The following is a 24,338-nucleotide window of genomic DNA, read 5'->3' on the forward strand; positions in this document are numbered from 1 at the left end:
GCGCGGCGGGAGAGGGCGGTGCACCCGGCAATGCCCGGCCGCGGTGCGATAATCGGCCGGTTCCCGCAATGCAGGCCGCGCCATGTCCAACCGCAACGATCCGTCCCGCAAGATTTCCGCGCCCCGAGGCAGCACGCTCAGCTGCAGGTCCTGGCTGACCGAAGCGCCGTTCCGCATGATCCAGAACAACCTGGACGCGGAAGTGGCGGAAAACCCCGCGGAACTGGTGGTCTACGGCGGCATCGGCCGCGCCGCGCGCGACTGGGAGTGCTATGACGCGATCCTCAAGTCGTTGAAGGCACTCGGCGACGACGAAACCCTGCTGGTGCAGTCCGGCAAGCCGGTCGGCATCTTCCCCACCCACGCCGACGCACCGCGCGTGCTGATCGCCAACTCCAACCTCGTCCCGCACTGGGCCACGTGGGAGCACTTCAACGAGCTCGATCAGAAGGGCCTGATGATGTACGGCCAGATGACCGCCGGCAGCTGGATCTACATCGGCAGCCAGGGCATCGTGCAGGGCACCTACGAGACCTTCGTCGAGATGGGCCGCCAGCATTACGACGGCAACCTCAAGGGGCGATGGATCCTCACCGCGGGCCTGGGCGGCATGGGCGGCGCCCAGCCGCTGGCCGCGAGCCTCGCCGGCGCCTGCAGCCTCAACATCGAATGCCAGCAGTCGCGCATCGACATGCGCCTGCGTACCCGCTACGTCGACGAACAGGCCAGCGACCTGGACGACGCGCTCGCCCGCATCGACAAATACACCAAGGCCGGCGAAGCCAAATCCATCGCCCTGCTCGGCAACGCCGCCGAACTCCTGCCGCAGCTGGTCGAACGCGGCGTGCGCCCCGACGCTGTCACCGACCAGACCAGCGCCCACGACCCCGTGCACGGCTACCTGCCGATCGGCTGGACCGTCGAGCAGTGGCTCACCGAGCAGAAGCAGCATCCCGAGAAAGTCCGCGACGCAGCGAAGCAATCCATGCGCGTGCACGTCGAGGCGATGCTCGCGTTCGAGAAGCAGGGCATTCCGACCTTCGACTACGGCAACAACATCCGCCAGATGGCATTCGACGAAGGCTGCAAGGACGCCTTCGACTTCCCCGGCTTCGTCCCCGCCTACGTGCGCCCGCTGTTCTGCAAGGGCATCGGCCCATTCCGCTGGGTCGCGCTGTCCGGCGACCCCGAGGACATCTACAAGACCGACGCCAAGGTCAAGGAACTGATCCCCGACGACAAGCACCTGCACAACTGGCTCGACATGGCGCGCGAGCGCATCGAGTTCCAGGGCCTGCCCGCGCGCATCTGCTGGGTCGGCCTCGGCCAGCGCCACAAGCTCGGCCTCGCGTTCAACGAGATGGTCCGCAACGGCGAGCTGAAAGCCCCCGTCGTCATCGGCCGCGACCACCTCGATAGTGGCTCCGTCGCCTCACCCAACCGCGAAACCGAAGCGATGATGGACGGCAGCGACGCCGTCAGCGACTGGCCGCTGCTCAACGCCATGCTCAACGTCGCCGGCGGCGCCACCTGGGTGTCACTGCATCACGGCGGCGGCGTGGGAATGGGCTACTCGCAGCACAGCGGCATCGTCATCGTCTGTGACGGCACGGAAGCGGCCGACAAGCGCATCGCCCGGGTGCTGTGGAACGACCCGGGTACCGGCGTGATGCGGCATGCGGATGCGGGATACGAGATTGCGAAGGCTTGTGCGAAGGAGCAGGGGCTCAAGCTGCCAATGGCTTGACCGGCCGCCGCTTGATGGCGGCCCCTTTCTGTGCCATATTTGGCCCTGAATTTGGAGACGAAATATGGAAGCCATCCTCGCCGACGCAAGCATCAGCATCACCGAACTCAAGCGCAATCCGAGCGCAGTGATCGAGGCGGCCGACGGCGAATCGGTGGCCGTCCTGGTGCACAACAAGCCAAGCGCCTATCTGGTGCCGGCCGCCACCTACAAGCGTCTGCTGGATCGGCTGGAAGACCTCGAACTGGCCGAACTCGTGCGTTCGCGCGCCAACGAACGCCGGATCAAGGTCGAGCTTGATGCGCTATAGCCTGGAGTTCGTGGAATCCGCGCTGAAGGAATGGCGCAAGCTCCCGCCCGGCATTCGCGATCAGCTGAAAGGCAAGCTGCGAGAGCGCCTAGACAATCCGCATGTCCCCGCGGCACGCCTGCATGGCCTGCCGAACTGCTACAAGATCAAGCTGCGCACTGTCGGCTACCGGCTCGTCTATCAGGTCGACGACAAGGTGGTCGTCGTCACCGTTGTGGCCGTCGGAAAGCGCGACAAGGGGCTGGTTTATCGTGCCGCGGAGAAGCGCACGCGCAAGTGAATCCGCCAAGACGGTGCGCGCGGCGCTGCATGCGGCTTAAGCCCGTAGGATGGGTAGAGCGTAGCGAAACCCATCGCCGTGCAAGCCCGTGATTGGTTTGCATCCGGTGCGGCGGGTGGGTGATGGGTTGACCAGCTTCGCTGTTGAATGCCGCCTTCGGCTCTACCCATGCTGCGGGCTGGAATCCCGCCGTCCGCATCCGGGCGAGATGGGACAACCGCCATGAAGCGCATCAATCCCGACCAGGCTTCCTTTTGAGGATAATGAGCAAGCGCCGCAGGGACTTCTGGGGGGCTGACAGCAGGCGCATGCCGATGTCGCCAGCATCTGGCATGCTCCGCACTGGGGGCGTGTTGACGGAAGGGGCGAGTGGCGGCGTTCAACGAGGATTCCCGGGTCAAGATTCCGGCTGTGCTGCATCTGACGCGGCTCGGCTATCAGTACCTGTCCCTCAAGAACGCCCGTTGGGACCCGCGCGACAACATCTTCCCGGAGTTGTTCGAATCCGCAGTCCTGCGCCTCAATCCCGGGTTGCGCCGCGAAGATGTGCCGGCACTGCTCGACGAAATCCATCTCAAGCTCGCTGGCGACGACATCGGCCGTGCCTTCCACCAGCGCCTGACCGTGCGCAGCGGCATCCGCCTGTTCGATTTCGATGACCTCGAGAACAACAGCTGGCACGTCGTCACCGAATTGCCGTTCGTCAATGGCGAGGATGAATTCCGGCCAGACATCACGTTGTTGATCAACGGCATGCCGCTGGCGTTCGTCGAGGTCAAGAAGCGGATGAACCCCGGCGGCGTGCTGGAAGAACGCCGGCGCATGGACCGTCGCCACGCCAATCGCCGGTTCTGGCACTTCTTCAACCTGACCCAGTTGATGGTCTTTTCCAACAACATGGAGTACGACGACGGCCAATTCGAGCCAGTGCAGGGTGCGTTCTATGCCGCTTCCACCTATGGCGACGCGCACTTCAACTATTTCCGCGAGGAGCGTGCCAGCGAACTGGCCGGCGTTGCCGCACCTGATGAAGCCATTGAAGACCTGGTCCTCGCCGACACCAACCTTGTCGCGATCAAGGGCACGCCCGAGTTCCAGCGCAACCAGGCGATCGACACGCCAACCCATCGCCTGCTGACGTCGCTGTTCACCCGGCAGCGGTTCGCCTTCCTGCTGCGCTATGCCTTCGCCTGGCTGGACACGGAGCAAGGCGTCGAAAAGCACGTCATGCGCTACCCGCAACTGTTCGCCACCCGGGCCATAGCCGACCACCTGCAAGCGGGCGAGTGCAAGGGCATCATCTGGCATACGCAAGGAAGCGGCAAAACCGCGCTGGCGTACTACAACGTGCGCCACCTCACCGACTGGTTCCAGCAGCGCGGGCAGGTGGCGCGGTTCTATTTCATCGTCGACCGGATCGATCTGCTGGATCAGGCGGTCGCCGAGTTCAAGGCGCGCGGCCTGGCGGTCCGGGTCATCGCCAGCCGCGACGAGTTCTCGCGCGACATGCGTAAGACAGTGGCGATCGACAACGATCGCGGCGACCCGGAAATCACCGTGGTCAACATCCAGCGCTTCGCGAACGACGACGACGTCGCGGCGGCGCGCGACTACGCCCTCAATGTCCAGCGGGTGTACTTTCTCGACGAGGTGCATCGCAGCTACAACCCGAACGGCAGCTTCCTCGCCAACCTGGAACAGTCCGACCGTGACGCCATCAAGATCGGCCTGACCGGCACCCCGCTGATCGGGGAGCAGCTGCAATCCAGGGCACTGTTCGGCGACTACATCCACAAGTACTACTACAACGCCTCCATTGCAGACGGCTACACCCTGCGTTTGATCCGCGAGGAGATCGCCACCCGCTACCGGATGCAGCTGCAGCAGGCGCTGGCCGACATCGAGGTGCAGCAGGGCGGCATCGACCGCAAGGCGCTGTACGCGCACCCGCGCTTCGCCTCCGCCATGCTGGACTACATTCTGGAAGATTTCCGGCAGGCGCGGGTCATGCACGGCGACGACAGTATCGGCGGCATGGTGATCTGCGACAGTGCCGAGCAGGCGCGTGAGTTGCATCGCCAGCTCCGGCAGCGGGTGGAAGCGTCGTCCCCGGCTGTGGCTGCCGAGGCTGGCAACGACGACGAATACCTGCAGCGCCGCGTTGCCCAGGATCGCCCGGACTACAACAAGCCCATGAACGCGGCCCTGATCCTGCATGACGAAGGCGATGTCACCGCCCGCAAGGAGCTGGTCAAGCGCTTCAAGCGATACGACGCAGGCCGCAAGGACAATATCGACCTGCTGTTCGTCTACAACATGCTGCTTACCGGGTTTGACGCGCCACGGCTGAAGAAGCTCTACTTTGGTCGCGTCATCCGCGACCACAACCTGCTGCAGGCGCTGACCCGGGTCAATCGTCGCTACGGCAAGTTCCGCTACGGCTACGTCGTCGATTTCGCCGGCATCCAGCGCGAGTTCGACCAGGCCAACGCCGACTACTACGCCGAATTGACCGCCGAACTCGGCGACGAGATGCAGCACTACAGCAGCATCTTCAAGACCGAAGCCGAGATCCGCGCCGACATCGAGGCCATCCGCGAGGCGCTGTTCGACTACTCGCTGGACGACCGCGAGCTGTTCTCGCAGCAGGTAGGCAGGATCGACGACATCGAGATCCTGCGCGCCATCGTCAAGGCACTTGCCACAGCGCGCGAGCTGCACAACCTGATCCGCCTCGGCGGCTACCGGGAGCTGTCCGGGCTGCTCGACTTTGCCCGGCTGCGCGACCTGCACACCGAGGCACGCAACGCGCTGGCCGCGCTCAACCTCAAGCAGCAGCTCGAAAACGCCCACGACACCTCCGGCCTGCTCAACCAGGCACTGGAGGACGTGATCTTCAAGTTCGAGAAGATCGGCGAAGCCGAACTGAAGCTGGCCGACGAGCTGAAGGACATCCTGCGCCGCACCCGCGAAACCCTGGCCGGCACGCACGACCCGCAGGACCCGAAGTGGGTCGCGCTGAAGACGGAACTCGAACGCCTGTTCAAGGCCCGGAAGCTGAGCGAAGTCAGCCAACAGGAGATGCAGGCCAATATCGCCGCGCTGGGCGACATCGAGCAGCGTGCGCGGGCCCTCGACAATGCCAACGCCAACCTGGCCGCCCGCTACGGCGGCGACGCCAAGCTGATGCGCGTGCACAAGCGCCTGCTCGAATCGCGCCGCTTGGGCGACAGCCAGACCCGCCTGCACGCCGCACTCAGCGGCATCAAGCACGCGCTGGACGATACCGTGCTCGGCAACCGCGAGCTGCTGGGCAACCCGGCCTATTTCGAGCGCAGCGTCATGCCGATCGTGATGCGCAACTTCCAGGGCAGTCCGCCCGAACCCGACGCCGACACCCGTCGCCTGATCCAGCGGCTGCTGGTCAACGAATACCTGGCCGAATCCCAAGGGCGCCTGCCGTTCGAGTGATGCCGATCGCCCGCTTGGCGGGCACGCGCACCCCATGCTACAGTTTGCATCGCAAATGCAACGCATGAGGAGTCGCACCATGAAAACCGCCAACCTGCCGTCGCTGCGCGTCGACCCCGAGTTGCGTCAGGCGGCCGAGGCCGCATTGCGCGAGGGCGAGAGCCTGTCCAGCCTGATGGAGCAATCGCTGCGCGATGAAGTGAACCGCCGTCGCATGCAGGCCGAGTTCATTGCCCGGGGCTTGGCCGCGCGCGACGAAGCCAAGCGCACAGGCGCGTATTTCACGGTGGACGAGTCGTTGGCAGGGCTGGACGCCATCTTGGCCCGGCGCAAGCCCGGCACCCGGTGAGCTTCCACGTCCGAATCACCAAGGCGGCACAGGACGATCTGGAGCGCCTGCTGGACTTTCTTGCACCCGTGGACTATCCCGCGGCCCTGCGTGCCCGCGCGGCGATCGAGCGCGGCTACGGGTTCCTGTCCGAAATGCCGTTCGCCTTTCGCAAGGTCAACGACGCCAACCCGTTTCTGCGCGAACTGGTCATTCCCTTTGGTGGCGCCGGTTACGTCGCCCTGTTCGAAATTGAAGACGAGCACACCATCACCATCCTCGCCGTGCGCCACCAGCGCGAAGACGACTACCACTGAGCCCATGAACCCACCCAGCTACCAGCAACAGACCCGCGACCTGATCGACGGCCTCAAGGCCGTGTGCGCCAGCAATGGCCTGGGCAACGACGGCAACGAATACAAGATCATCGTCCAGACCTTCCTGTACAAGTTGCTGTGCGACAAGTTCGCGCACGAGATCAAGCGGCTGGACCCGAAGCTGGCGCAGGCCGACGACTGGATCGCCGCCTGGCAGAAGCTGCCCAAGGGCAAGCGCCGCGACCTGGAGGACGCGCTGCCGGCCGAAACGCCCATCCTCACCGCGGAACAGCTCATCCCCAGCCTGTTCAACCGCCAGGCCGAACCGGGTTTCGCCAGGCTCTGGGACGACACCCTGATTGCCATTGCCGCCGCCAACAGCGACATCTTCGCCATCAAGACCGACGACGGCGAAAAAGTGCCGCTGTTCGACCGCCTCAGCGAATACGTCACCGGCAGCGCCGACAAGCGCGACGGCTTCGTGCGCGCGCTGTTCAACAAGCTGGCCGCCTTCAGCTTCGAGCGCCTGTTCGCGCAGAAGTACGACTTCTACGCCGCCCTGTTCGAGTACCTGATCAAGGACTACAACAAGGACAACGGCGGCAAGTACGCCGAGTACTACACCCCGCACGCGGTAGCCACCATCATGGCCGACATCCTGGTGCCGGCCGACCAGCGCGGTAAGATCCGGAATGCCGCCTGCTACGACCCGGCCAGCGGCTCGGGCACGCTGCTGATGGCCTTGGCCCACGCCATCGGCGAGAAGCACTGCAGCATCTGGTCGCAGGACATCTCGCAGAAGTCCTCCAGCCTGCTACGCCTGAACCTGGTGCTGAACAAGCTGGTGCACTCCATTCCCAACATCACCCAGGGCAACACCATCGCGCACCCGGTGCATCGCGATCCGCGCTCGCCGAGCAAACTGCGCCAGTTCGACTACATCGTCTCCAATCCGCCGTTCAAGATGGATTTCAGCGACTTCCGCGACGCGCTGGATTCCGACGCCAACGCCAGCCGCTTCTTCGCCGGTATTCCCAAAGTGCCGGCCAAGGCGAAAGACAAGATGGCGATCTACCTCTTGTTCATCCAGCACATCATGGCCAGCCTCAAGCGCGGCGGAAAGGCCGCCGTGGTGGTGCCCACCGGCTTCATTACCGCCGCCAGCGGCATCGAGCTGCGTATCCGCCAGAAACTGGTGGACGAGAAGATGATCGCTGGCGTGGTGTCGATGCCGTCCAACATCTTCGCCACCACCGCACCAACGTCTCCATCCTGTTCATCGACAAGGCCAGCCGCGACGACGTGGTGCTGATCGACGCCTCCGCGCTGGGGCGGAAAGTGAAGGAAGGCAAGAACCAGAAGACCCTGCTCAGCGGCGAGGAAGAGCAGCGCATCGTGGAGACCTTCAACGCGCGCGAAGCGGTGGAGGATTTCTCGGTGGTGGTGGATTACGACGCCATCGCGGCGAAGAACTACTCGCTGAGTGCCGGACAGTATTTCGACGTGCGGATCGAGTACAGCGACCTGACGCCTGAGCAGTTCGCGGAGAAGGTCGAAGGCTTCCAGTCGCGGCTGGAGGCGATGTTTGCGGAGTCGAGGACGCTGGAGAAGGACATCGTGAAGTCGCTTGGAGGCTTGCAGCATGGCTAGGAAGCCGCAAGCCGCCTCACCGTCATTCCCGCGAAAGCGGGAATCCATGGACGTTGCCTTGGCTGGTGAAAAGTCCATGGATTCCCGCCTGCGCGGGAATGACGAGCAGAAGCAGACACCGGTTCCGACACGGCTCGGCGATGTCGTGAACTTCAAACGTGGCTACGACTTGCCGGAATCCGCGCGCCGGCCGGGGCCGTATCCGGTAATAAGTTCCGCCGGCATCTCCGGTTATCACGACGAGTTCAAGGTTCGGGGCGAAGGCGTGGTGACCGGTCGATACGGCACGCTGGGTGAGATGCACTATCACAACGGCGCGTACTGGCCGCACAACACCGCACTGTACGTCACCGACTTCAAGGGCAACGTGCCCAAGTACGTGTACTACCTGCTGTCGTGTCTTGGCCGGATGGATACCGGCGACAAAAGCACAGTGCCGGGCGTCAATCGCAACGATCTGCACGAACTGAAGATTCCGGTGATTGGCAACAAGGCCGATCAACAAAAAATCGCCGCCGTCCTCTCCGCCCTCGACGCCAAGGTCGACCTCAACAACCGTATCAACGCCGAGCTGGAAGCGCAGGCGAAGACGCTCTACGACTACTGGTTCGTGCAGTTCGACTTCCCCGACGCCAACGGCCGCCCCTACAAGACCAGTGGCGGCAGGATGGTCTGGAACGAGGCGCTGAAGCGGGAGATTCCGGCGGGTTGGGCCGACCTTAATATCACCGCTCTCGCGGAGGTGGTAGGCGGTGCGACTCCAAGCAAGGCCAATCCCGAGTACTGGAATGGCGACATCCCCTTCTTTACGCCTACCGACGCTGGCGGCAGTGTCTTCCAGTTGCAAACGGAGGACTCAATCACCCAGTCCGGGCTGGACCGGTGTAGCAGCGACCTGTTCGACAAGGGGACGATACTCATCACGGCCCGGGGCTCTGTCGGCAAGATCGCGATCACGGGCAGGGCCATGGCCATGAACCAGTCGTGCTACGCACTCGTGCCGAAGGTGCCTGCGAGCTACCCGTTTGTCTTTCTTCATGCCAAGACTCTGATTCACCACTTGAAGGTCAAGGCCTCTGGCTCGACCTTCAACTCGATCGTCACCAACGATATCGAGTGGACAAGACTCATCAGTCCCAGGCCGGAAGTGGTTTCCGCATTCTGCAAAGCCGTGACACCGTTGTTCGAACGCATCGAGGCAGCGCAACGCGAAAATCTCGAACTCACCCAACTCCGCGACTGGCTCCTCCCCCTGCTGATGAACGGCCAGGTGCGCGTGGCATGACCGTGCTGCGTTGCACCGCCAAGCTGCTCAAGCGCTTGAAGCAACCAGTCAAGCCGCCGGAGCCGGCGCCGCAGGCCAACCCGCTGGGCGAGTGGTACGCGGACATCGACTTCTGGCACCGAAAGCCCTTCGTGGTGCTGCTCAACGGCGCCACCGGCGCGGTGCTGTTGCTCAACGGCAACGCCAACGGCCTGCGCCAGTTGCACGAGCGCGCGCTGCTGCAGTTCGCCTCGTTGTGCGAGCACTTCGGCCTGCGCGGGCCGCGGGTGGATGCCGAGTTGCTCGGATTCCACGATGGCTTCGCCTTCGCCAACACCCGCGACCGCAGCCTGCTGGCCTCGCTCAACCAGCGCAAGTACGGTGCGTGGATGGGCTTCGAACACAACGGCCGCTCACTGGTGGAAGAGGCGCTGGGCGACTGGGAGCACGGCCTGTTCCAGCATCCGGCCCTGGGCCGCGAGCCGCGCCACAACTCGCACTGGCACCGCCCGCTGGACCTGCTGCGCCAGCGCCTGATGCCGGCGGCAACCGTGCTGCCTTTCGCCACGACGCGGCATTGAGCTGTCGACCGAACGGCGGGGTCAGGTTCACTTCCATAGATGACCCCGGCGTTTTTTTCGGGATTGACGCCGTGACGCGTGCGTGCCCCAATGCAGTGGCCGGACGTGGGATCCGGCAGGGTCGGCCAGGCTTTGGGGAGCCCGCGCCACGGACCGTTGAACGCCGGGGAGAAGCCACATGATCGGGATTCGCTTCGCTTGTCTGCGCAGCCTGTGCTGCGCATCGCTGCTCGCGCTGGCTCTGCCGGCCATGGCGCTGCAGGACTCCGGCAACGCCGGGCAGGAAGGGGGCGGCGGGGAGCAGGCCGAGGCCAGGACCCTGGACGCGGTCACCGTCACCGGTACCCGCATCAAGCGCACCCAGGTGGCGGCCGCGCTGCCGGTCATGGTGCTGCAGAGGGAAGAGATCGATGCGCAGGGCATCACCTCCGCCGAGCAGCTGCTGCAGTTCCTCAACGTCGCCAGCAACAGCGCGGACAGCCTGGCCGCCAACAGCGGCATTGCGCCGCCCGACACCCGCGGCAACAACGGCGTGTCCGGGGCCAACCTGCGCGGGCAGGGCTCGGATGCGACGCTGGTGCTGCTCAACGGGCGCCGCGTCGCCACCCACGGGCTTGCCGGCCAGGTGGTGGACCTGAACTCGATTCCGTTTGCCGCGATCGAGCGCGTCGAGGTGCTGCGCGACGGCGCGTCCGCCGTCTATGGCACCGACGCCATCGGCGGTGTCATCAACTTCATCACCCGCACCGAGTTCCAGGGCCTGTCGGTGACAGCCGGCGCCGACGTCACGCAGGAGGGCGGCGGCGACATCTATCGCGCCAGCGCGTTCGGCGGCTTCGGCGATCTCGACAGCGATCGCTGGAACGTGTGGGGCGCGCTGAGCGTCAAGGAGAACAAGATCCTGCGCGGCGTCGACCGCGACTTCGCCAACAGCTTCCAGCCCGATCGCGGCCTGTCGCCGGACACGCGCGGCCCGCCGTTCGCCACCGTGTTCAACCAGACCGGCGGCATCATCGGCAGCCTGGTCGATCCTGAGGACGGGGAATCGCGCACCGCGGTCAACCTCCTCGACCTGCCGGGCGGGCCCGGCTGCGAGGCCGGCGGCGACCTGATGGGGCCGTACGACCACCAGATCTGGAGCTCCAGCGGTTCGAAGTATGCGTGCGCGTGGGATTACGGCCGGGCGCGCGTGATCCAGCAGCCGGTGGAGTCGTCGCAGGTCATCGGCCGGGCCACGTTCAAGATGGCCGACGAGCACCTGGCCTACCTCGAATTCATGGGCTCGCGCGTCGAGTCCAGGCGCCAGTTCGAGGCGCAGCAGTTTTCTTCCTCGACGACGGTCTCGGCGTCGTCGCTCGATCCGAGCACCTGGTATCCGCTCAACAGCCTGACGCAGGACACCTACGACATGGTGTACGACGGGCTGGCCGCGTACTTCGGCGAGGACAACCTGGCCTACGGCAATCCCATCGCCTACCGCTGGCGCTGCATTGCGTGCGGCCCGCGCGAGATCGAGACCACGACCAAGGCCACGCGCCTGCTGCTCGGCTTCGAGGGCGTGATCGGCAGCTGGGATTACAGCGCCGGCCTGTCGCGCGCGGTGAGCAGGGCGGAGTCCGTGCTGGCCGGCGGCTATTACTTCACGCCGCAGCTGAAGCAGATCCTCGGCAGCGGCCTGCTCAACCCGTTCCTGCTGGCGGGGCAGGAGCAGAGCGCGGAGGCCCTGGCTGCCCTGCAGGCGGCGTCGGCGAGCGGCGTGCAGCTGTACGGCGGCGAGAGTACCAGCACGATCTTCGACGCGAGCTTCTCCGGCGGACTGGGCTTCGAGCTGCCCGGCGGTGAAGTGCAGGCGGCCGTCGGCGTGGACCTGCGCCGCGAGGAGTACGAGTTCACCGGCCCGGAGGACGCTGCGCTGGGCAACGCATGGGTGTTCGGCGCGCCGGGCGACTCGCAGAACTACCTGCCCAAGGTCAGTCGCGACGTGAAGGCGGCCTTCGTCGAACTCTACCTGCCGGTCTTCGATTCGCTGGAGGTGACGCTCGCCGGCCGCCATGACCGCTACGACGGCTTCGGCGGCACGACCAACCCGAAGTACTCGTTCAAGTACCAGCCCGCCGACTGGCTCGCGTTCCGCGGTGCCTACAGCACCGGGTTCAAGGTGCCGTCGTTCGCGCAGCTGTTCCGTGACTCTGCCGAGACGCAGTACACGAACCTCGATCTAGCCGATCCGGCCACTTGCCCTGGCGGGATCTACAACCCGCAGGTTGCCGGCTGCGACGTGCAGATCCAGCCCGACATCCTGATCGGCGGCAACCCCGCGCTCGAACCGGAGGAGTCGAAGCAGAAGAGCTTCGGCGTCGTCATCGCGCCGACGGCGAACTTCAACGTCAGCATCGACTGGTGGGAGATCGAGCGGCTCAACACCATCCGCAGCGGCTTCGATCTCGACGACATGCGCGCCGACTACGACCGGTATGCGGCCAACTTCATCCGCGATGCGAACGGCGACATCCAGCTGATCGACCAGCGGTTCATCAACACCGGCGGCAGCCTGACGCGTGGCATCGAGCTGGACGCCAACCTCACCGGTGAGCTGTGGGGCGGCCACTACCACCTCAACCTCAATGGCAGCTATCTCGATACCTACCGGAAGAAGGACTTCAACGCCGAGCCCTACGGCGACAACCTGGTGGGCAAGTACGAGCCCTACCTGAACCTGCCGCTGGAGTGGAAGCACACGCTGAGCTTCGGCTGGAACAAGGGCGCCTTCACCCACACGCTGACCCAGGTCTATCGCGACGGTTACGAGGACTACCTGCCGCCAGGCATGCGCAATGGCACGTATGTCCCACCGGACTACGATCCGGACGTGGAGGCGTACATCACCTACAACTACAGCCTGGGCTGGGAGGTCTCGGACGCGCTGACGGCGACCTTCGGCATCCGCAACCTGCTCGACACCGATCCGCCGTTCACCCTGCGCTACCTCGACCACGGCGACGGTGCCGCGTGGGAATCGCGCGTGGCCGATCCGCGCGGGCGTTCGTTCACCCTGCAGGTGGAGTACGACTTCCGGTGATGGCCGCCGCGGCCTGCGGCCACGCAAGAACAGGGTCAGAGGGCACTTTCGCGGCCCCTTGTTGGGGTTGCTGACCCCATCGATGGCCTCCCGGACCCCATCGTTGGGGTTGCGGGCCCCGAACCGGCGGCAGCCTGGCCATTCACTCCAGCCGGCGCCGCTTCGAAAAACGGGATTGATCCAGGCATTGGAGGGCCTTTCAGACATGTCGCAACTTGTTGTCCGACGCATCAAGGCGAACTGGCAAGACCGGATGCGCGACTACGTCGTTGTCGTCGACGGGAAAGAGGCGGGGCGGGTCGGGGATGATGCGGAAGCCAGGATCGAGGTCGGGCCGGGGACGCATTCCCTGCACCTGAAAATTGACTGGTGCCGCTCGCCCAAGGTCGAATTCTCTATTGCCGCGGGCGAGGCGGTTCATTTCGAGTGCGGCCCCAATGCAAGCCCCTTCCTCGTGCTCGTCTACATCACGCTCTGGAAGAACAGGTATATCTGGCTGCGCCGGCTTGATCCGGGTATCGGGCCAGGGAAGGCATGAGCGCAGATGACTGGACGCGGAAATCGACAATACGAACGTTCGGGTTCGAAGCGGGATCCCATATTTTCAAGCGACCAGCCGGTTGCCGCGGCGATCGCGGCGCTTGTTGTCGTTGTATTCTTTCTGTACTTCTCCTGGTTGGCACTGGATCGCTTCATTGAATTAATGGGTGCATTTTCCAGCGCCGAGATAGAGGCGCACTTCTTTTTCGCCAGATCGCATTCGTCCTGGACGGAAAAATCAAACTGGCATGATCAGCCCTGGAAATTCATCTTCAGCGTCGCATGGGTGGGTGCAGAGTTGATTGTTCTGACGCTGTTGTCTTGCGGTTGTATCAGTGCGCTGGCAAACCTGACACCCAAGGATTCTTCCGGCAAACGCAGGAATTAGCGTGCGCGCGCCCCACTTGATTGCGCCAGCGCCCGAACGGAAGCCGCAGCGATGCGGCCTTCTGTTTGCCCGGCGACCGGCGACCGGTGGCAGGCGGCGGGCGGCAATGACGGCGCGTAAAGTGCGGCAAACCGCAGGGGCAGGAGAATCGGGCGAGTGGTTCCTCGGGCCTGTGCGCTGATGCGCGGGCAGCGGCGCTGCGCTAACGTCGGCCACGAGGCGGAGGGATGACGATGGGCAAGGGGCGGCTGGAAGCATTCAGCGATGGCGTCATCGCGATCATCATCACCATCATGGTGCTGGAACTGGAGGTGCCGCACGAGGCGGCCTGGGCGGCGCTCGCGCCGTTGCTGCCGGTGCTGCTGAGCTACGTGCTCAGCTTCGTGTACGTGGGCATCTACTGGAACAACCACCACCACATGCTCGCGGCCAGCCGGCACGTGTCGGGCGGTGCGCTGTGGGCGAACCTGCACCTGCTGTTCTGGCTGTCGCTGTTTCCGTTCACCACCGCGTGGATGGGCGAGAACCATTTCGCTGCTGCGCCCACCGCGGCCTACGGCATCGTGCTGCTGATGGCGGCGGTCGCGTACTGGATCCTGCAGCGGCAGCTGATGCGCCTGGACGGCGGGCATTCCGTGCTGCGCCGCGCCGTTGGCCGCGACTGGAAGGGCAAGCTGTCGCCGCTGCTGTACGCGGCGGGCATCGCGACCAGCCTGTGGATGCCGCGCGTCGCGCAGTTGCTGTACGTCGCGGTCGCCGTGATGTGGCTGGTGCCCGACCGCAGGATCGAGGGCGCGCTGCACACCGCGGAATGAAGCGGCGCCGGGGATCGGGAATAATGCGGGCACTTCCCCCGCTGACCCCTCGATGCCGAAGGCGCTGATCGCCCGCTATTACCGACCATTCTTCCTGCTCGCGTTGTATGCGGTGTATGCCGTCGTCCTGTTCTGGGTCGTGGGCATCCGGGATCCCGGTGAGGCGGACCGCAGCGTGGCGCGACTGCTGGCGCCGCTGGTGGAACTGGGGCTGGCAGGCCTGCTGTGCGCGGGCTGCATGCGCATGGCGCTGCGGGGGCGGCGCTGGCCGTGGCTGCTGCTGTCGGCCCTGGTCGCGGCGGTCGTTGCGGTGGTGTACCTCGCGCAGGTCTATTCGCTGTACGTGTCGAGCAATTTCATCAGCGTGCTGGCGATGCAGAACGCGGATTCGGTGGCGTTCATCGAGTCCACGCTGTTGCGGGTGGGCGGCGTGCTCGTCGTTGCCTGGGTGGTGTTGTTCTGGCTGTCGTCGCGCCTGGCCAGCTCGGTGCCGGCGCCGCAGCACGGCCTGGCCGTGCGCTGCCGCGCCCTGTGGTACGTGGCGATGCTGTCGGCCTGCGCGCTGGTGTTCACTTACCTGCTGTTCATCCAAGGCAACAGCCTGCGGCTGGAACCCGGATTCCGCCAGTCGCCGCTGGCCAACCTTGCGGTCAACACTTTCCGCTTTGCATTCCCGGACGCGGCGGGCAGCGCGTTGGCCGATGGCGGCGAGGCGGCGCCCGACCGGCTCTGCTTCGACTACAGCCGGCTGGACGCGGACTACCCGTTCCTGCGTGAGCGTGCTTTCGACAAGCCGCTGCCGTTCCCCGGAACCGAGGCCGCCGGCACGCGCAAGCCCAACATCATCGTCATCTTCGCCGAAGGCCTCTCGGCGCGGCTGGTGGGCGCGTATGGAGGGACGCATCCCGGACTGACGCCCAACCTGGATCGCCTTGCATCGCAATCGATGCGGGTGGATGACTATTTCAACCACACGGCGGCCACGTTCCGGGGACTGGAGGGCCAGCTGTCCTCGGGATTCTCGTTCTCCGGCGGTGGTGGCAAGGAAGGGTGGAACCACGCCGGCAACCGCGCGACGCTGGCCGCCATCCATCGGCAGACGATCCCCCGCATCGTCGGCGGTGCCGGTTACGACAGCTACATGTTCGTGCCGCACCTGCGGCAGCGGCCGATCATCAAGATGCTGTCGACGCTCGGCTTCACGCGGGTGTACGCCCAGCAGGCGATCGAGGGCGAGCTGCTGGATGACAGGGGGCACGTGCGTCCCGGGACCAGCGGCCTGGACGACCAGAGCATTTTCCGGGGACTGGTGGCGTTCCTGCAGCAGCGCGAGGAGGCGGGCGACGAACAGCCGTTCTTCGCGGCGACCTACAACATCGGCACCCATGCATTCCTGCAACATTCGGCCGATGACGTCGCCTACGGGAAAGAGCCGGATCCCATCCTGGACAAAATGCACAACTTCGATGCGGCGTTCGGGGAGTTCCTGCGCTACTTCCTGGCCAGCGGGTACGCGCGCGATACGCTGCTGGTGGTGACCGCCGACCACGCGACCTATCCCGAACCGCCGTACCGGGAGGTGGTAGGCGACGACCTGAAGCCTTATTTCGTCGATCGCATCCCGCTCCTGGTCCACGATCCGTACCACGTGTTGCCGGAGACCTTCGACGCGCGGGGCCGCAATTCGCTGGACCTGGCGCCGACCGTCCTGCAGCTGGCGGGCGTGCAGTCGCAGCGCAATGCATTCCTCGGCGCGTCGCTGTTCGAGCCACGCCGGCTCCCGCTCGGCATCGCCGCGGAGGGCGCCAAGTACTACATGACCGTGCCGGAGGGCGTCTTCGGGATGGGGGAGGAACCGGAGGCCTATCGGGCCATGTTCGAGTGCGAGGTCGCTGTGGTCCGCCGCTACTACGAGGCCGAGCGCGACAATCGCATTTTCCCGGCGCCGGCGGACAGGCGCGGCGCCGCAGCGGCGCGTTCCGGCGTTCCGCCCCACTGACGTCCGGGATTGCGCGGACGCGGACGCGGACGCTGCGGCCTGCGGCGTTCGGGATCGCTGCCTGCCTGCGTGCGCGTAACGCCTGCGAACCTGAAGCGGCATGGGCAGCGTCACGAAACCGGAAACGGGCGCGGAACCGTTCATGACAAGGCAAGATTTGCTGTTACAGGATCTACGGCTGGCGAGAACGGTTTGCGGCCTTTCGGGCCGACGTGCCCGCGAAGGTGTTTCGCGGGCGCGGTTTTTCGCGCGGGCGGCGGTGCATCGCCACGCGCGTGCCGTGCTTCGAGGCGTGCGTTGCGGCGTCACGTGACGGTGCATCCGCCCGCCTCTGCTAGGCTGCGCCGGCCGTCCGACCATGCCCGCGATGTCCGCCGCTCCGATTCCTTTCGCTCCTGCTTTCCGCCGCGCGGCCATTGCCTGCGTGGCCCTGCTGCTGCTTGCCGGCTGCGCGACGCGTCCGCCGGTGCAGCCGCAGCGCACGCCCGCCGAGGTCCGGGCCGAGGTCGTGCGGCGCATGCCTGCCGGCGTGGCCGACCGCGAGGGCTGGGCACGCGATATCCAGGTGACGTTGTCCGCGCTGGGCATCGCGCCTAGCGCTGACAACCTGTGCGCCGTGCTGGCGGTGACCGAACAGGAGTCCACCTTCACCGCCGATCCGCGCGTGCCGGGGCTGGGGAAAATCGCGCGCGCGGAGATCGACCGGCGCGCGGCGTCGATGCACGTGCCGAAGTTCGCGGTCGCCGCGGCGCTGCGCATCCATTCGCCGGATGGCCGCAGCTATGCCGAGCGGATCGACGGTGCGCGCAGCGAGCGCGAACTGAGCGAGGCGTTCGAGGATTTCATCGACATGGTGCCGGCCGGCAAGCGCCTGTTCGGCGGGCTCAACCCGGTGCATACCGGCGGGCCGATGCAGGTGCGGATCGACTTCGCGCAGGCGCACGCGGACGGCTATCCGTATCCGGTGCCGGGGACGATCCGGCACGAGGTGTTCACGCGCCGCGGCGGGATGTATTTCGGCACCCTGCACCTGCTCGGCTACGAGGCGGACTATCCGGAGCCGCTGTACCGCTTCGCCGATTTCAACGCCGGCTGGCATGCGAGCCGCAACGCGGCGTTCCAGGCCGCGGTGTCGGAGGCCACCGGCATCGAACTGGCGCTGGACGGCGACCTGCTGCGCCCCGGCGCGCCGCTGGACGATCCCGGCGCCACCGAGCGCGCGGTGCGCGCGCTGCAGGCAAGGCTCGACATGAGCGACCGGGCGATCCGGCGTGCGCTGGAGAAGGGCGATTCGCCCGCGTTCGCCGGCACGGACCTGTACCGGCGCGTCTTTGCGCTGGCCGATGCCACCGCCGGCCAGCCCCTGCCGCGCGCGGTGCTGCCGGGCATCGACCTGCACAGCCCGAAGATCACGCGCAAACTGACCACGGCGTGGTTCGCCAACCGCGTCAACGAGCGCTGGAAGCGGTGCATGGCGCGGCGCTGAGCGGCGCGCCGGCAAGCAACAGCGCCGCGGTGCGGGTGCGGAGACAAGGCGATGCGGACACAGAAGGACAGGATGCTTGCCGGCGAGCCCTACGATGCGGGCGATCCCGAACTGCAGGCCGGGCAGCGGGCCGCGCAGGCGTGGCTGGCGCGCTACAACGCTTCGCTGGGCCAAGCGCCGGCCGCGCGGCTGGCGCTGCTGCGCGAGGGGCTCGGCGCGGTGGGCGCCGGCGTCGACGTGCGGCCGCCGTTCCACTGCGACTACGGCTGCAACATCCGCCTCGGCGACGGCGTGTTCCTCAACTTCAACTGCGTGATCCTGGACGTGTGCGAGGTGGTGATCGGCGCGCGCACGCAGATCGCGCCGGGCGTGCAGATCCTCACCGCCGAGCATCCGCGCGACCCGCGGCAGCGGGCCACGGGACTGGAGTCGGGGCGTCCGGTGCGGATCGGACGCAACGTGTGGATCGGGGCCGGCGCGCTGATCCTGCCGGGCGTGACCATCGCCGACGACGCGCTGGTCGGCGCCGGCAGCGTGGTCACGCGCGACGTGCCCGCGGGTGCGACGGTGGTCGGCAACCCCGCACGCGTGCTGGTGCGCGACGGCGGGTGACCCCGGCAGGGGCAGTGCGGCGCAAGCGGGCGCGGGTTCCGGCCGCCGCGCGGGATTGCCGCCGCCGCGGCAACACTGCGTCCGCTTGCCCCCGCAGGGCCGCGACCGCATCTTTGGAGGATTCCCCCGCAGGAGCACGACATGGCCGATCTGTCCGGATTCCCCATCGCCAGCCGCTGGCCGGCGCAGCACCCCGACCGCATCCAGCTGTATTCGCTCAACACGCCCAACGGGGTGAAGGCGTCGATCCTGCTGGAGGAAACCGGGCTGCCCTACGAGGCGCACCTGGTGGACATCATGGAAAACGAGAGCCACCTGCCCGAGTTCCTGGCGCTCAATCCCAACGGCAAGATCCCGGCGATCATCGATCCCGACGGCCCGGGCGGGAAGCCGCTGGCGCTGTTCGAGTCCGGCGCGATCCTGCTGTACCTGGCCGACAAGACCGGAAAGTTCATTCCCGACGACGCGGCCGCGCGCTGGGAGACGATCCAGTGGGTGTTCTTCCAGATGGCGTCGATCGGGCCGATGTTCGGGCAGGTGGGGTTCTTCAACAAGTTCGCCGGCAAGGAATACGAGGACAAGCGGCCGCTGCAGCGCTACGTCAAGGAGTCGAAGCGGCTGCTGGGCGTGCTCGACGGGCGGCTCGCCGGCCGCGACTGGATCATGGGCGACGCCTACACCATCGCCGACATCGCCACGCTGGGCTGGGTGGATAACCTGATCACGTTCTACGAGGCGCGCGAGCTGGTCGGGTTCGACGACTTCGGCAACGTCGCGGCGTGGCTCCAACGCGGCCTGGCGCGTCCGGCCGTGCAGCAGGGCTTGAAGATTCCTTCGCGCGGGTAGCGTCGAGGCTGCACACCGCCGCTCCTGCGGAGATTGCGTGGCCTGGCTAGACGAGCAGCCAGCCGAAGGCCCGGCGCAGCTCCGCGGCGCCGTCGCGTTCGTACCAGCGGCCGTGGGCAAGGACGATGCGGTCGGGCTCCCAGGCGAGCATGCGTTCGACAGCCGCCTTCAGCTGCGGCCGCTGGCGGGCGAAGGTGCGGCGCATGTCGCGCGGCATCGAGCCGTGCGGGTCCTGCACGCCGCCCAGGCGGGTGAGCCAGCGCATCCACCAGCTGCCGAGCTTGCCGGCTTCGAAGTTCTCGATGAAATCGGTCAGCACCAGCGTGCGGCTGGGGTGGTGGAAGAACTCGACTTCGGTCATGAAGTCGCCGGCGACCGGCAGGGTGGAGATTGCACCGTCCCACGGGTAGCCGCTTTCGGAGTCCAGTGCATGCGCTTCGAAGTCAATGCGCGCGCCGGCCTGTTCGCGGATGCGCGGGGCCAGCCACACGCCGGCGTCGGGGAAGGCAGTCTTCCACTCCGGAATCCACCAGTAGTGGATGCGATTGGGACCGATGATCCAGCGCGGCGTGCCGAGCGCGGCGATTTCCTCGCGCAGGCCGTCGGTCAGCGGCGTGGGCGAGTGCACGAACAGGTTGCCGTCGCCCAGGCGCAGGAGGGTCATGCGGGTGGGGAAGGGCAGCTTCGGCCACGGCATGCCGAAGCGGATGATCGGGCCATCGACGATCCATGCGTCGGCGGCGATCGGCTTGGGCGTGTTCAGCGGCGGGTAGCAGGCAGCCGGCTTGTGGGGCATCGGCACGTCGCGCGTCGGGGAAGGGGCCATTGTCGCGTCCGTGTCGTGGACGCCGTGTCCCCGCGTCGTCCGTCGCGACGGGACGGAGTGTTCATCGCGCATTCGGCCGCGGCTATCCGCGGACCCTAGACTAGACGGGACCCACACCATCGAGCGTCGCATCGTGAGACCCTCCCGGCTCCGCCCGCTGTCGCAGCGGACCCTGCTGTCCAGCCTCGCCATCGCCTGTCTGCTGCCGGCCGCCTGCCGCAAGGCGCCGGAGCCGGCACCGCAGCCGGAAGTGCCCAGGACGGTGGTGGCCAGCGGCAGCGAGGATGCGGGCGCGGTCAGCAGCGACGCCAAGCCGCCCAGGGCCGCGCAGGCCGACCTGCTCAAGGGCACCCAGTGGCCGCAGCTGCGGCTGGTGTCGGGGCAGGCGTGGATCGACTGCGACCTGCCCGGCGCGCCGCCGCCGGGCACGATGGGCGCCATGTCCGCGACCCCCGCGCCGGCGCGGGATGCCGCCGCGACGCCGGGCCGCGACCTGGCCGCCGCCGCGCTGGGTGTCGCCGACGCCGGGGCGCAATCGCGGGACGCGACGCCGGCGCCGGAAGCCGGCGCGGAAGAAGCGGCCGCGGCCGACGACCGGCGAACCGTCGATGCGGGCGGCGACGCCAGCGACGACGCGGGTGACGAAGCAAACGCCGGCGATGATGCGGCCATATCCACGGACGTGGCCGCGGCGCCGGTCGACGAGCCGCGGGAACTGGTCGACCTGGACTTCGACGACTTCCACAACGCGATGTCGCCGTGCCGCGAACGCGGCGCGATGCGGCTGCGCTACGAGGGCAAGGTCAGCGGCGACTTCACCGCACTGGTGCAGCGCGCCGCGGCGATGGCCGATCGCCTGGAGATCCCGGTGCGCGTGCTGGACATCAACTCGACCGGCGGCCGGGTCGAGGATGCAATGCCGGCCGGCGACTCGATGGCCGGCGCGCACTGGACGATCCGCGTGCGCCCCGATTCGATCTGCCACAGCGCCTGCGTGCTGGTGCTCGCCGCCGGCGACCACCGCGAGATCGCCGGCAAGGTCGGCATCCACCGCATGGTGCGCGTCGGCTCGCAGGCCACCACGCGCGCCGAGCTGAGTCAGGAGCTGCGTGAGGTCTACGGCGAGATCAAGGATTACCTGGAGCGCAACGGCGCATCGGCCGCGGTGGCCGACCTGATGATGACCGTGCCCAACCGCAGCCTGCGCCTGCTCGACAAGGCCGAGCTGCGCGAATACGGGCTGTCCGGCGACAACGCGGTGCAGGACGACCTGGACCGCATCATCCTCGCGCGCAAGTGCGGCGATGATTTCGTCAAGCGCCGCGACGCCTTCCTGCGTGCCTACGCCACCCGCTGCAAGGTCGCCGGCGGCGACCCGCTCGCGGTACACGGCTGCGGGCTGGCGCTGCGCGGGGAATACGGATTCCCGGACGAGAAATGCGAAGCCGACGGTCCGCTGGCGCACATGCCCATGCCGCCGGGGCTGTCAGCGTCCACCCCCGCCGCCACCCCCGCCCCCGCCGCCGGAGAAGCCGCCGCCCCCGCCGCCGGAGGAACTGCCGGGCGGGGTGGCTGACGAGGCGATCTGCGAGGCCAGGTTGTTGCCGATTGCGTGGCTCAGGCTGCCGAGGTCGCTGGCGCTGCCGCCCTGGTACCAGCTGATCGCGGCGGTGGCCGCCGCCGCGGTGGCCGCACCCACGGCAAGGGTGAACTTCTTCGTCCACGCGTCCTCGACGTCCAGCGCCACCGCGTACGGCAGCAGGCGCTCGTAGCGTCCGGCGTCGAGCGCCGGGGGCGCGTCGGGGCCCTGCATGGCGGCCAGCTCGTCGCGCTCGGCCACGCCGAGGTAGCGTCGGAAGCCTTCGATTGCGTCAAGTAGCTGACGGCCTTCCTGCGTCGGCGCCTTGACCACGGTCCCGAACACGATCACCACCAGCAGCATCGCCATCGCGACCGGCAGCACCAGCAGGAAGCCGGCGCCAAGCAGCAGCATGCTGGCGCCCAGTGCTAGCACGATGGTGGCGACCATGATCAGCACCGCGACCACGATGCTGCGGCCGTTGCGCCGGAACATGCGTGGATTGAAGCGGCGCTCCAGCTGCGCGGCGTGGCCGTCGCGCGCCTTGCGGATGGTGGATGCGTTGGACTTGTCCAGCTCCAGCATTTTCCCGTCCGCGAACAGCGCCGACAGCAGCGTGCGCAGGCCGGGCAGCTTCGCGTCGCCCGGGTAGGCCGTGGATTCCAGCCGCCACTTGTCCGACAGCAGGTGCTTGTCGCGGTGGATCCGCACCAGCCCGTCGACTGCGCCGGCCAGCAGGTCCGACGAGAAGCAGCGGTTGCCGTAGTTCATGCGCTCGATGTAGCGCAGGTCGGCCGGCGAGTAGCCCTCGGGCGGGTCGTAGCGCACCACCACCACGCCCGGCGCGGGGTCGCGGCCGACCGCGCGCCAGCGTCGCAGGCAGAACACCAGCAGTACGGCCAGCCCGCACAGCGCGATCCATCCGGGGCTGTTGTCCTTCAGCAGCCACCACAATTTGCGCGTGCCCGCGGGTTCGGCCACGACGCCCTTCGGGAACGAGAGCACCACCGTCATGCCCTCGCCGGGCGCGAGCGGCCGGGTGAGCGTCCAGCGCGCGACACCCGGTGCGGTGGCCTGGGCCTGGAAGTCGCGTGCCTTCGAGCCGTAGCCGCCGGTGTAGGCCTCGGTTTCGAGCTGGCCGGCGGGCACCGGGCTGGGCAGGCGCACCTCGACGCTGTCGCGCTCGACCGCGAAGTCCCAGCCGGTGCCGATGGCGTTGAAGTACAGCTCGTCGTGGTCGTCGAAGAAGCCCAGCTGGCGATCGGTGCGGTAGCGCAGCGTGTAGGTGTAGTCCGCCGGTACGGGCAGGAAGTCGTCGTTGCCGGTGTTGATGCGCACGCCGCCGCCGGGGTGGCCGGTGAACCAGGGCTCCGGCTTGCCGTCGCGCTCCACGCCGAGCACTTCGAACCCGACCATCACGCGGTTGCCGAAGCGGTCCTTGTAGCGGGTCGGGAAGTCCCGGTAGATGCCGCGGCGGATGGCCTTGCCTTCGGCATGCACGCGGATGTGCTCGGTGATGTCGAGGCTGCCGTCGGCCTGGACCTCGATCACGCTGTCGTAGGACAGGATGCGTTCCTGCGCATGGACCGCCGCGAACGCCGGCAACAACAGGAACAGGCAGGCGAACGCGGCGCGGATCATCGCGCCAGCCCCACCTTTACCGCCGGGCGCGCCTCGCCGTCGGCCTGGAAGAATTCCGCGCCATCGAAGCCGAAGCTGCGCGCCACCAGCAGGTCCGGCACGCGCTGCACCGCGTCGTTGTAGTCGCGTACCGCGCCGTTGTAGAAGCGTCGCGCGTACTGCAGCTTTTCCTCCACGTCGACCAGGTCGCGCTGCAGTTGCAGGAAGTTCTGGCTGGCCTTGAGGTCCGGATAGGCTTCCTTGAGCGCGACCAGCCGCCCCAGTGCCTGCTCGAGCTGGCCCTCGACCTCGCCCAGCCGCCCGGGCGTGCGCTCGGCGGTGGCCCGTGCGCGCAGCGTGGTGACCGCTTCGAGCACGCTTTCCTCGTGGCCGGCATAGGCCTTTACCGCGGAGACGAGCGCGGGCACCAGGTCATGGCGGCGGACCAGCTGCACGTCGATGTCGGCCCAGGCGGTACGCACCTGGTTGCGCAGGCGCACCAGGCGGTTGAACAGCATCATCCCCCACAGCAGCAGGGCAACTGCGGGGATCAGCAACAGCAGGATGGATGTCGTCACGCGTGCGGTCCCGGCTGCAGGA

General features: G+C 67.0%; 22 protein-coding genes. 19 read left to right on the forward strand and 3 right to left on the reverse strand.

Annotated elements, in window-relative coordinates; all coding sequences use genetic code 11:
• Window positions 1–82: 82 nt before the first annotated feature.
• The 18 genes from hutU to ABD679_RS06715 all read left to right on the forward strand — a co-directional run bounded on the left by hutU (window position 83) and on the right by ABD679_RS06715 (window position 19,713).
• Window positions 83–1,747 carry a urocanate hydratase gene (gene hutU / locus ABD679_RS06630; RefSeq protein ID WP_344759181.1) on the forward strand — a complete coding sequence of 555 codons (1,665 nt, stop codon included), beginning with the start codon at window positions 83–85 and terminating at the stop codon, window positions 1,745–1,747.
• A gap of 64 nt (window positions 1,748–1,811) precedes the next feature.
• Window positions 1,812–2,057 carry a type II toxin-antitoxin system prevent-host-death family antitoxin gene (locus ABD679_RS06635; RefSeq protein ID WP_344759182.1) on the forward strand — a complete coding sequence of 82 codons (246 nt, stop codon included), beginning with the start codon at window positions 1,812–1,814 and terminating at the stop codon, window positions 2,055–2,057.
• Window positions 2,047–2,337 (forward strand): type II toxin-antitoxin system RelE family toxin, encoded by a 291-nt coding sequence (locus tag ABD679_RS06640; RefSeq protein ID WP_344759183.1) that lies wholly within the window; start codon window positions 2,047–2,049, stop codon window positions 2,335–2,337. The genes ABD679_RS06635 and ABD679_RS06640 overlap by 11 nt, the downstream gene beginning before the upstream one ends.
• A gap of 411 nt (window positions 2,338–2,748) precedes the next feature.
• The gene (locus ABD679_RS06645) at window positions 2,749–5,808 is read left to right on the forward strand and encodes a type I restriction endonuclease subunit R (RefSeq protein ID WP_344759184.1); all 3,060 of its coding nucleotides are present in this window, start codon (window positions 2,749–2,751) and stop codon (window positions 5,806–5,808) included.
• Window positions 5,809–5,887: 79 nt separating this feature from the next.
• On the forward strand, window positions 5,888–6,157 hold the full coding sequence (locus ABD679_RS06650) for a YlcI/YnfO family protein (protein ID WP_344759185.1): 270 nt from the start codon (window positions 5,888–5,890) through the stop codon (window positions 6,155–6,157).
• On the forward strand, window positions 6,154–6,453 hold the full coding sequence (locus ABD679_RS06655; RefSeq protein WP_344759186.1) for a type II toxin-antitoxin system RelE/ParE family toxin: 300 nt from the start codon (window positions 6,154–6,156) through the stop codon (window positions 6,451–6,453). Before ABD679_RS06650 ends, ABD679_RS06655 begins: the two co-directional genes overlap by 4 nt.
• A gap of 4 nt (window positions 6,454–6,457) precedes the next feature.
• The gene (locus ABD679_RS06660; RefSeq protein ID WP_344759187.1) at window positions 6,458–7,765 is read left to right on the forward strand and encodes an HsdM family class I SAM-dependent methyltransferase; all 1,308 of its coding nucleotides are present in this window, start codon (window positions 6,458–6,460) and stop codon (window positions 7,763–7,765) included.
• Window positions 7,756–8,103 carry an N-6 DNA methylase gene (locus ABD679_RS06665; RefSeq protein ID WP_344759188.1) on the forward strand — a complete coding sequence of 116 codons (348 nt, stop codon included), beginning with the start codon at window positions 7,756–7,758 and terminating at the stop codon, window positions 8,101–8,103. The genes ABD679_RS06660 and ABD679_RS06665 overlap by 10 nt, the downstream gene beginning before the upstream one ends.
• Window positions 8,104–8,179: 76 nt before the next feature.
• Complete coding sequence (locus tag ABD679_RS06670) at window positions 8,180–9,388, forward strand: restriction endonuclease subunit S (RefSeq protein WP_344759189.1); 1,209 nt, start codon at window positions 8,180–8,182, stop codon at window positions 9,386–9,388.
• Window positions 9,385–9,948 carry a DUF6933 domain-containing protein gene (locus ABD679_RS06675; RefSeq protein ID WP_344759190.1) on the forward strand — a complete coding sequence of 188 codons (564 nt, stop codon included), beginning with the start codon at window positions 9,385–9,387 and terminating at the stop codon, window positions 9,946–9,948. The genes ABD679_RS06670 and ABD679_RS06675 overlap by 4 nt, the downstream gene beginning before the upstream one ends.
• A gap of 178 nt (window positions 9,949–10,126) precedes the next feature.
• Window positions 10,127–13,027, forward strand: coding sequence for a TonB-dependent receptor domain-containing protein (locus tag ABD679_RS06680; RefSeq protein ID WP_344759191.1), 2,901 nt, complete (start codon window positions 10,127–10,129; stop codon window positions 13,025–13,027).
• A gap of 175 nt (window positions 13,028–13,202) precedes the next feature.
• On the forward strand, window positions 13,203–13,565 hold the full coding sequence (locus tag ABD679_RS06685; RefSeq protein ID WP_344759192.1) for a hypothetical protein: 363 nt from the start codon (window positions 13,203–13,205) through the stop codon (window positions 13,563–13,565).
• 6 nt (window positions 13,566–13,571) lie between these two features.
• On the forward strand, window positions 13,572–13,955 hold the full coding sequence (locus tag ABD679_RS06690; RefSeq protein WP_344759193.1) for a hypothetical protein: 384 nt from the start codon (window positions 13,572–13,574) through the stop codon (window positions 13,953–13,955).
• Between the two features lie 227 nt (window positions 13,956–14,182).
• Window positions 14,183–14,770 (forward strand): TMEM175 family protein, encoded by a 588-nt coding sequence (locus ABD679_RS06695; RefSeq protein ID WP_344759194.1) that lies wholly within the window; start codon window positions 14,183–14,185, stop codon window positions 14,768–14,770.
• A gap of 52 nt (window positions 14,771–14,822) precedes the next feature.
• Window positions 14,823–16,769 carry an LTA synthase family protein gene (locus ABD679_RS06700; RefSeq protein ID WP_344759195.1) on the forward strand — a complete coding sequence of 649 codons (1,947 nt, stop codon included), beginning with the start codon at window positions 14,823–14,825 and terminating at the stop codon, window positions 16,767–16,769.
• Window positions 16,770–17,136: 367 nt separating this feature from the next.
• Entirely contained in the window at window positions 17,137–18,255 is a 1,119-nt protein-coding gene (locus ABD679_RS06705) for a DUF1615 domain-containing protein (protein ID WP_344759196.1), read from the forward strand.
• Window positions 18,256–18,306: 51 nt separating this feature from the next.
• Window positions 18,307–18,867 carry a sugar O-acetyltransferase gene (locus ABD679_RS06710; protein WP_344759197.1) on the forward strand — a complete coding sequence of 187 codons (561 nt, stop codon included), beginning with the start codon at window positions 18,307–18,309 and terminating at the stop codon, window positions 18,865–18,867.
• A gap of 141 nt (window positions 18,868–19,008) precedes the next feature.
• Complete coding sequence (locus ABD679_RS06715; protein WP_344759198.1) at window positions 19,009–19,713, forward strand: glutathione S-transferase N-terminal domain-containing protein; 705 nt, start codon at window positions 19,009–19,011, stop codon at window positions 19,711–19,713.
• Window positions 19,714–19,759: 46 nt separating this feature from the next.
• Here ABD679_RS06715 and ABD679_RS06720 read toward each other — a convergent pair whose 3' ends face one another.
• Window positions 19,760–20,539: a DUF4336 domain-containing protein gene (locus ABD679_RS06720; RefSeq protein ID WP_344759199.1), complete on the reverse strand. Its 780-nt coding sequence runs from the start codon at window positions 20,537–20,539 to the stop codon at window positions 19,760–19,762.
• 133 nt (window positions 20,540–20,672) lie between these two features.
• Between ABD679_RS06720 and ABD679_RS06725 the strand changes: the two genes are divergently transcribed.
• A complete protein-coding gene (locus ABD679_RS06725; RefSeq protein WP_344759200.1) occupies window positions 20,673–22,115 on the forward strand; it encodes a hypothetical protein in 1,443 nt (480 codons plus the stop codon).
• On the opposite strand, the gene ABD679_RS06730 is transcribed toward ABD679_RS06725, so the two are convergent.
• On the reverse strand, window positions 22,026–23,759 hold the full coding sequence (locus tag ABD679_RS06730; protein WP_344759201.1) for a DUF2207 domain-containing protein: 1,734 nt from the start codon (window positions 23,757–23,759) through the stop codon (window positions 22,026–22,028). The genes ABD679_RS06725 and ABD679_RS06730 overlap by 90 nt on opposite strands.
• Window positions 23,756–24,316, reverse strand: a complete 561-nt coding sequence (locus ABD679_RS06735; protein WP_344759202.1) for a LemA family protein — start codon at window positions 24,314–24,316, stop codon at window positions 23,756–23,758. Before ABD679_RS06735 ends, ABD679_RS06730 begins: the two co-directional genes overlap by 4 nt.
• Between the last annotated feature and the right edge of the window lie 22 nt (window positions 24,317–24,338).

The organism is Luteimonas lutimaris (genome assembly GCF_039537065.1).
Lineage (GTDB): Bacteria > Pseudomonadota > Gammaproteobacteria > Xanthomonadales > Xanthomonadaceae > Luteimonas > Luteimonas lutimaris.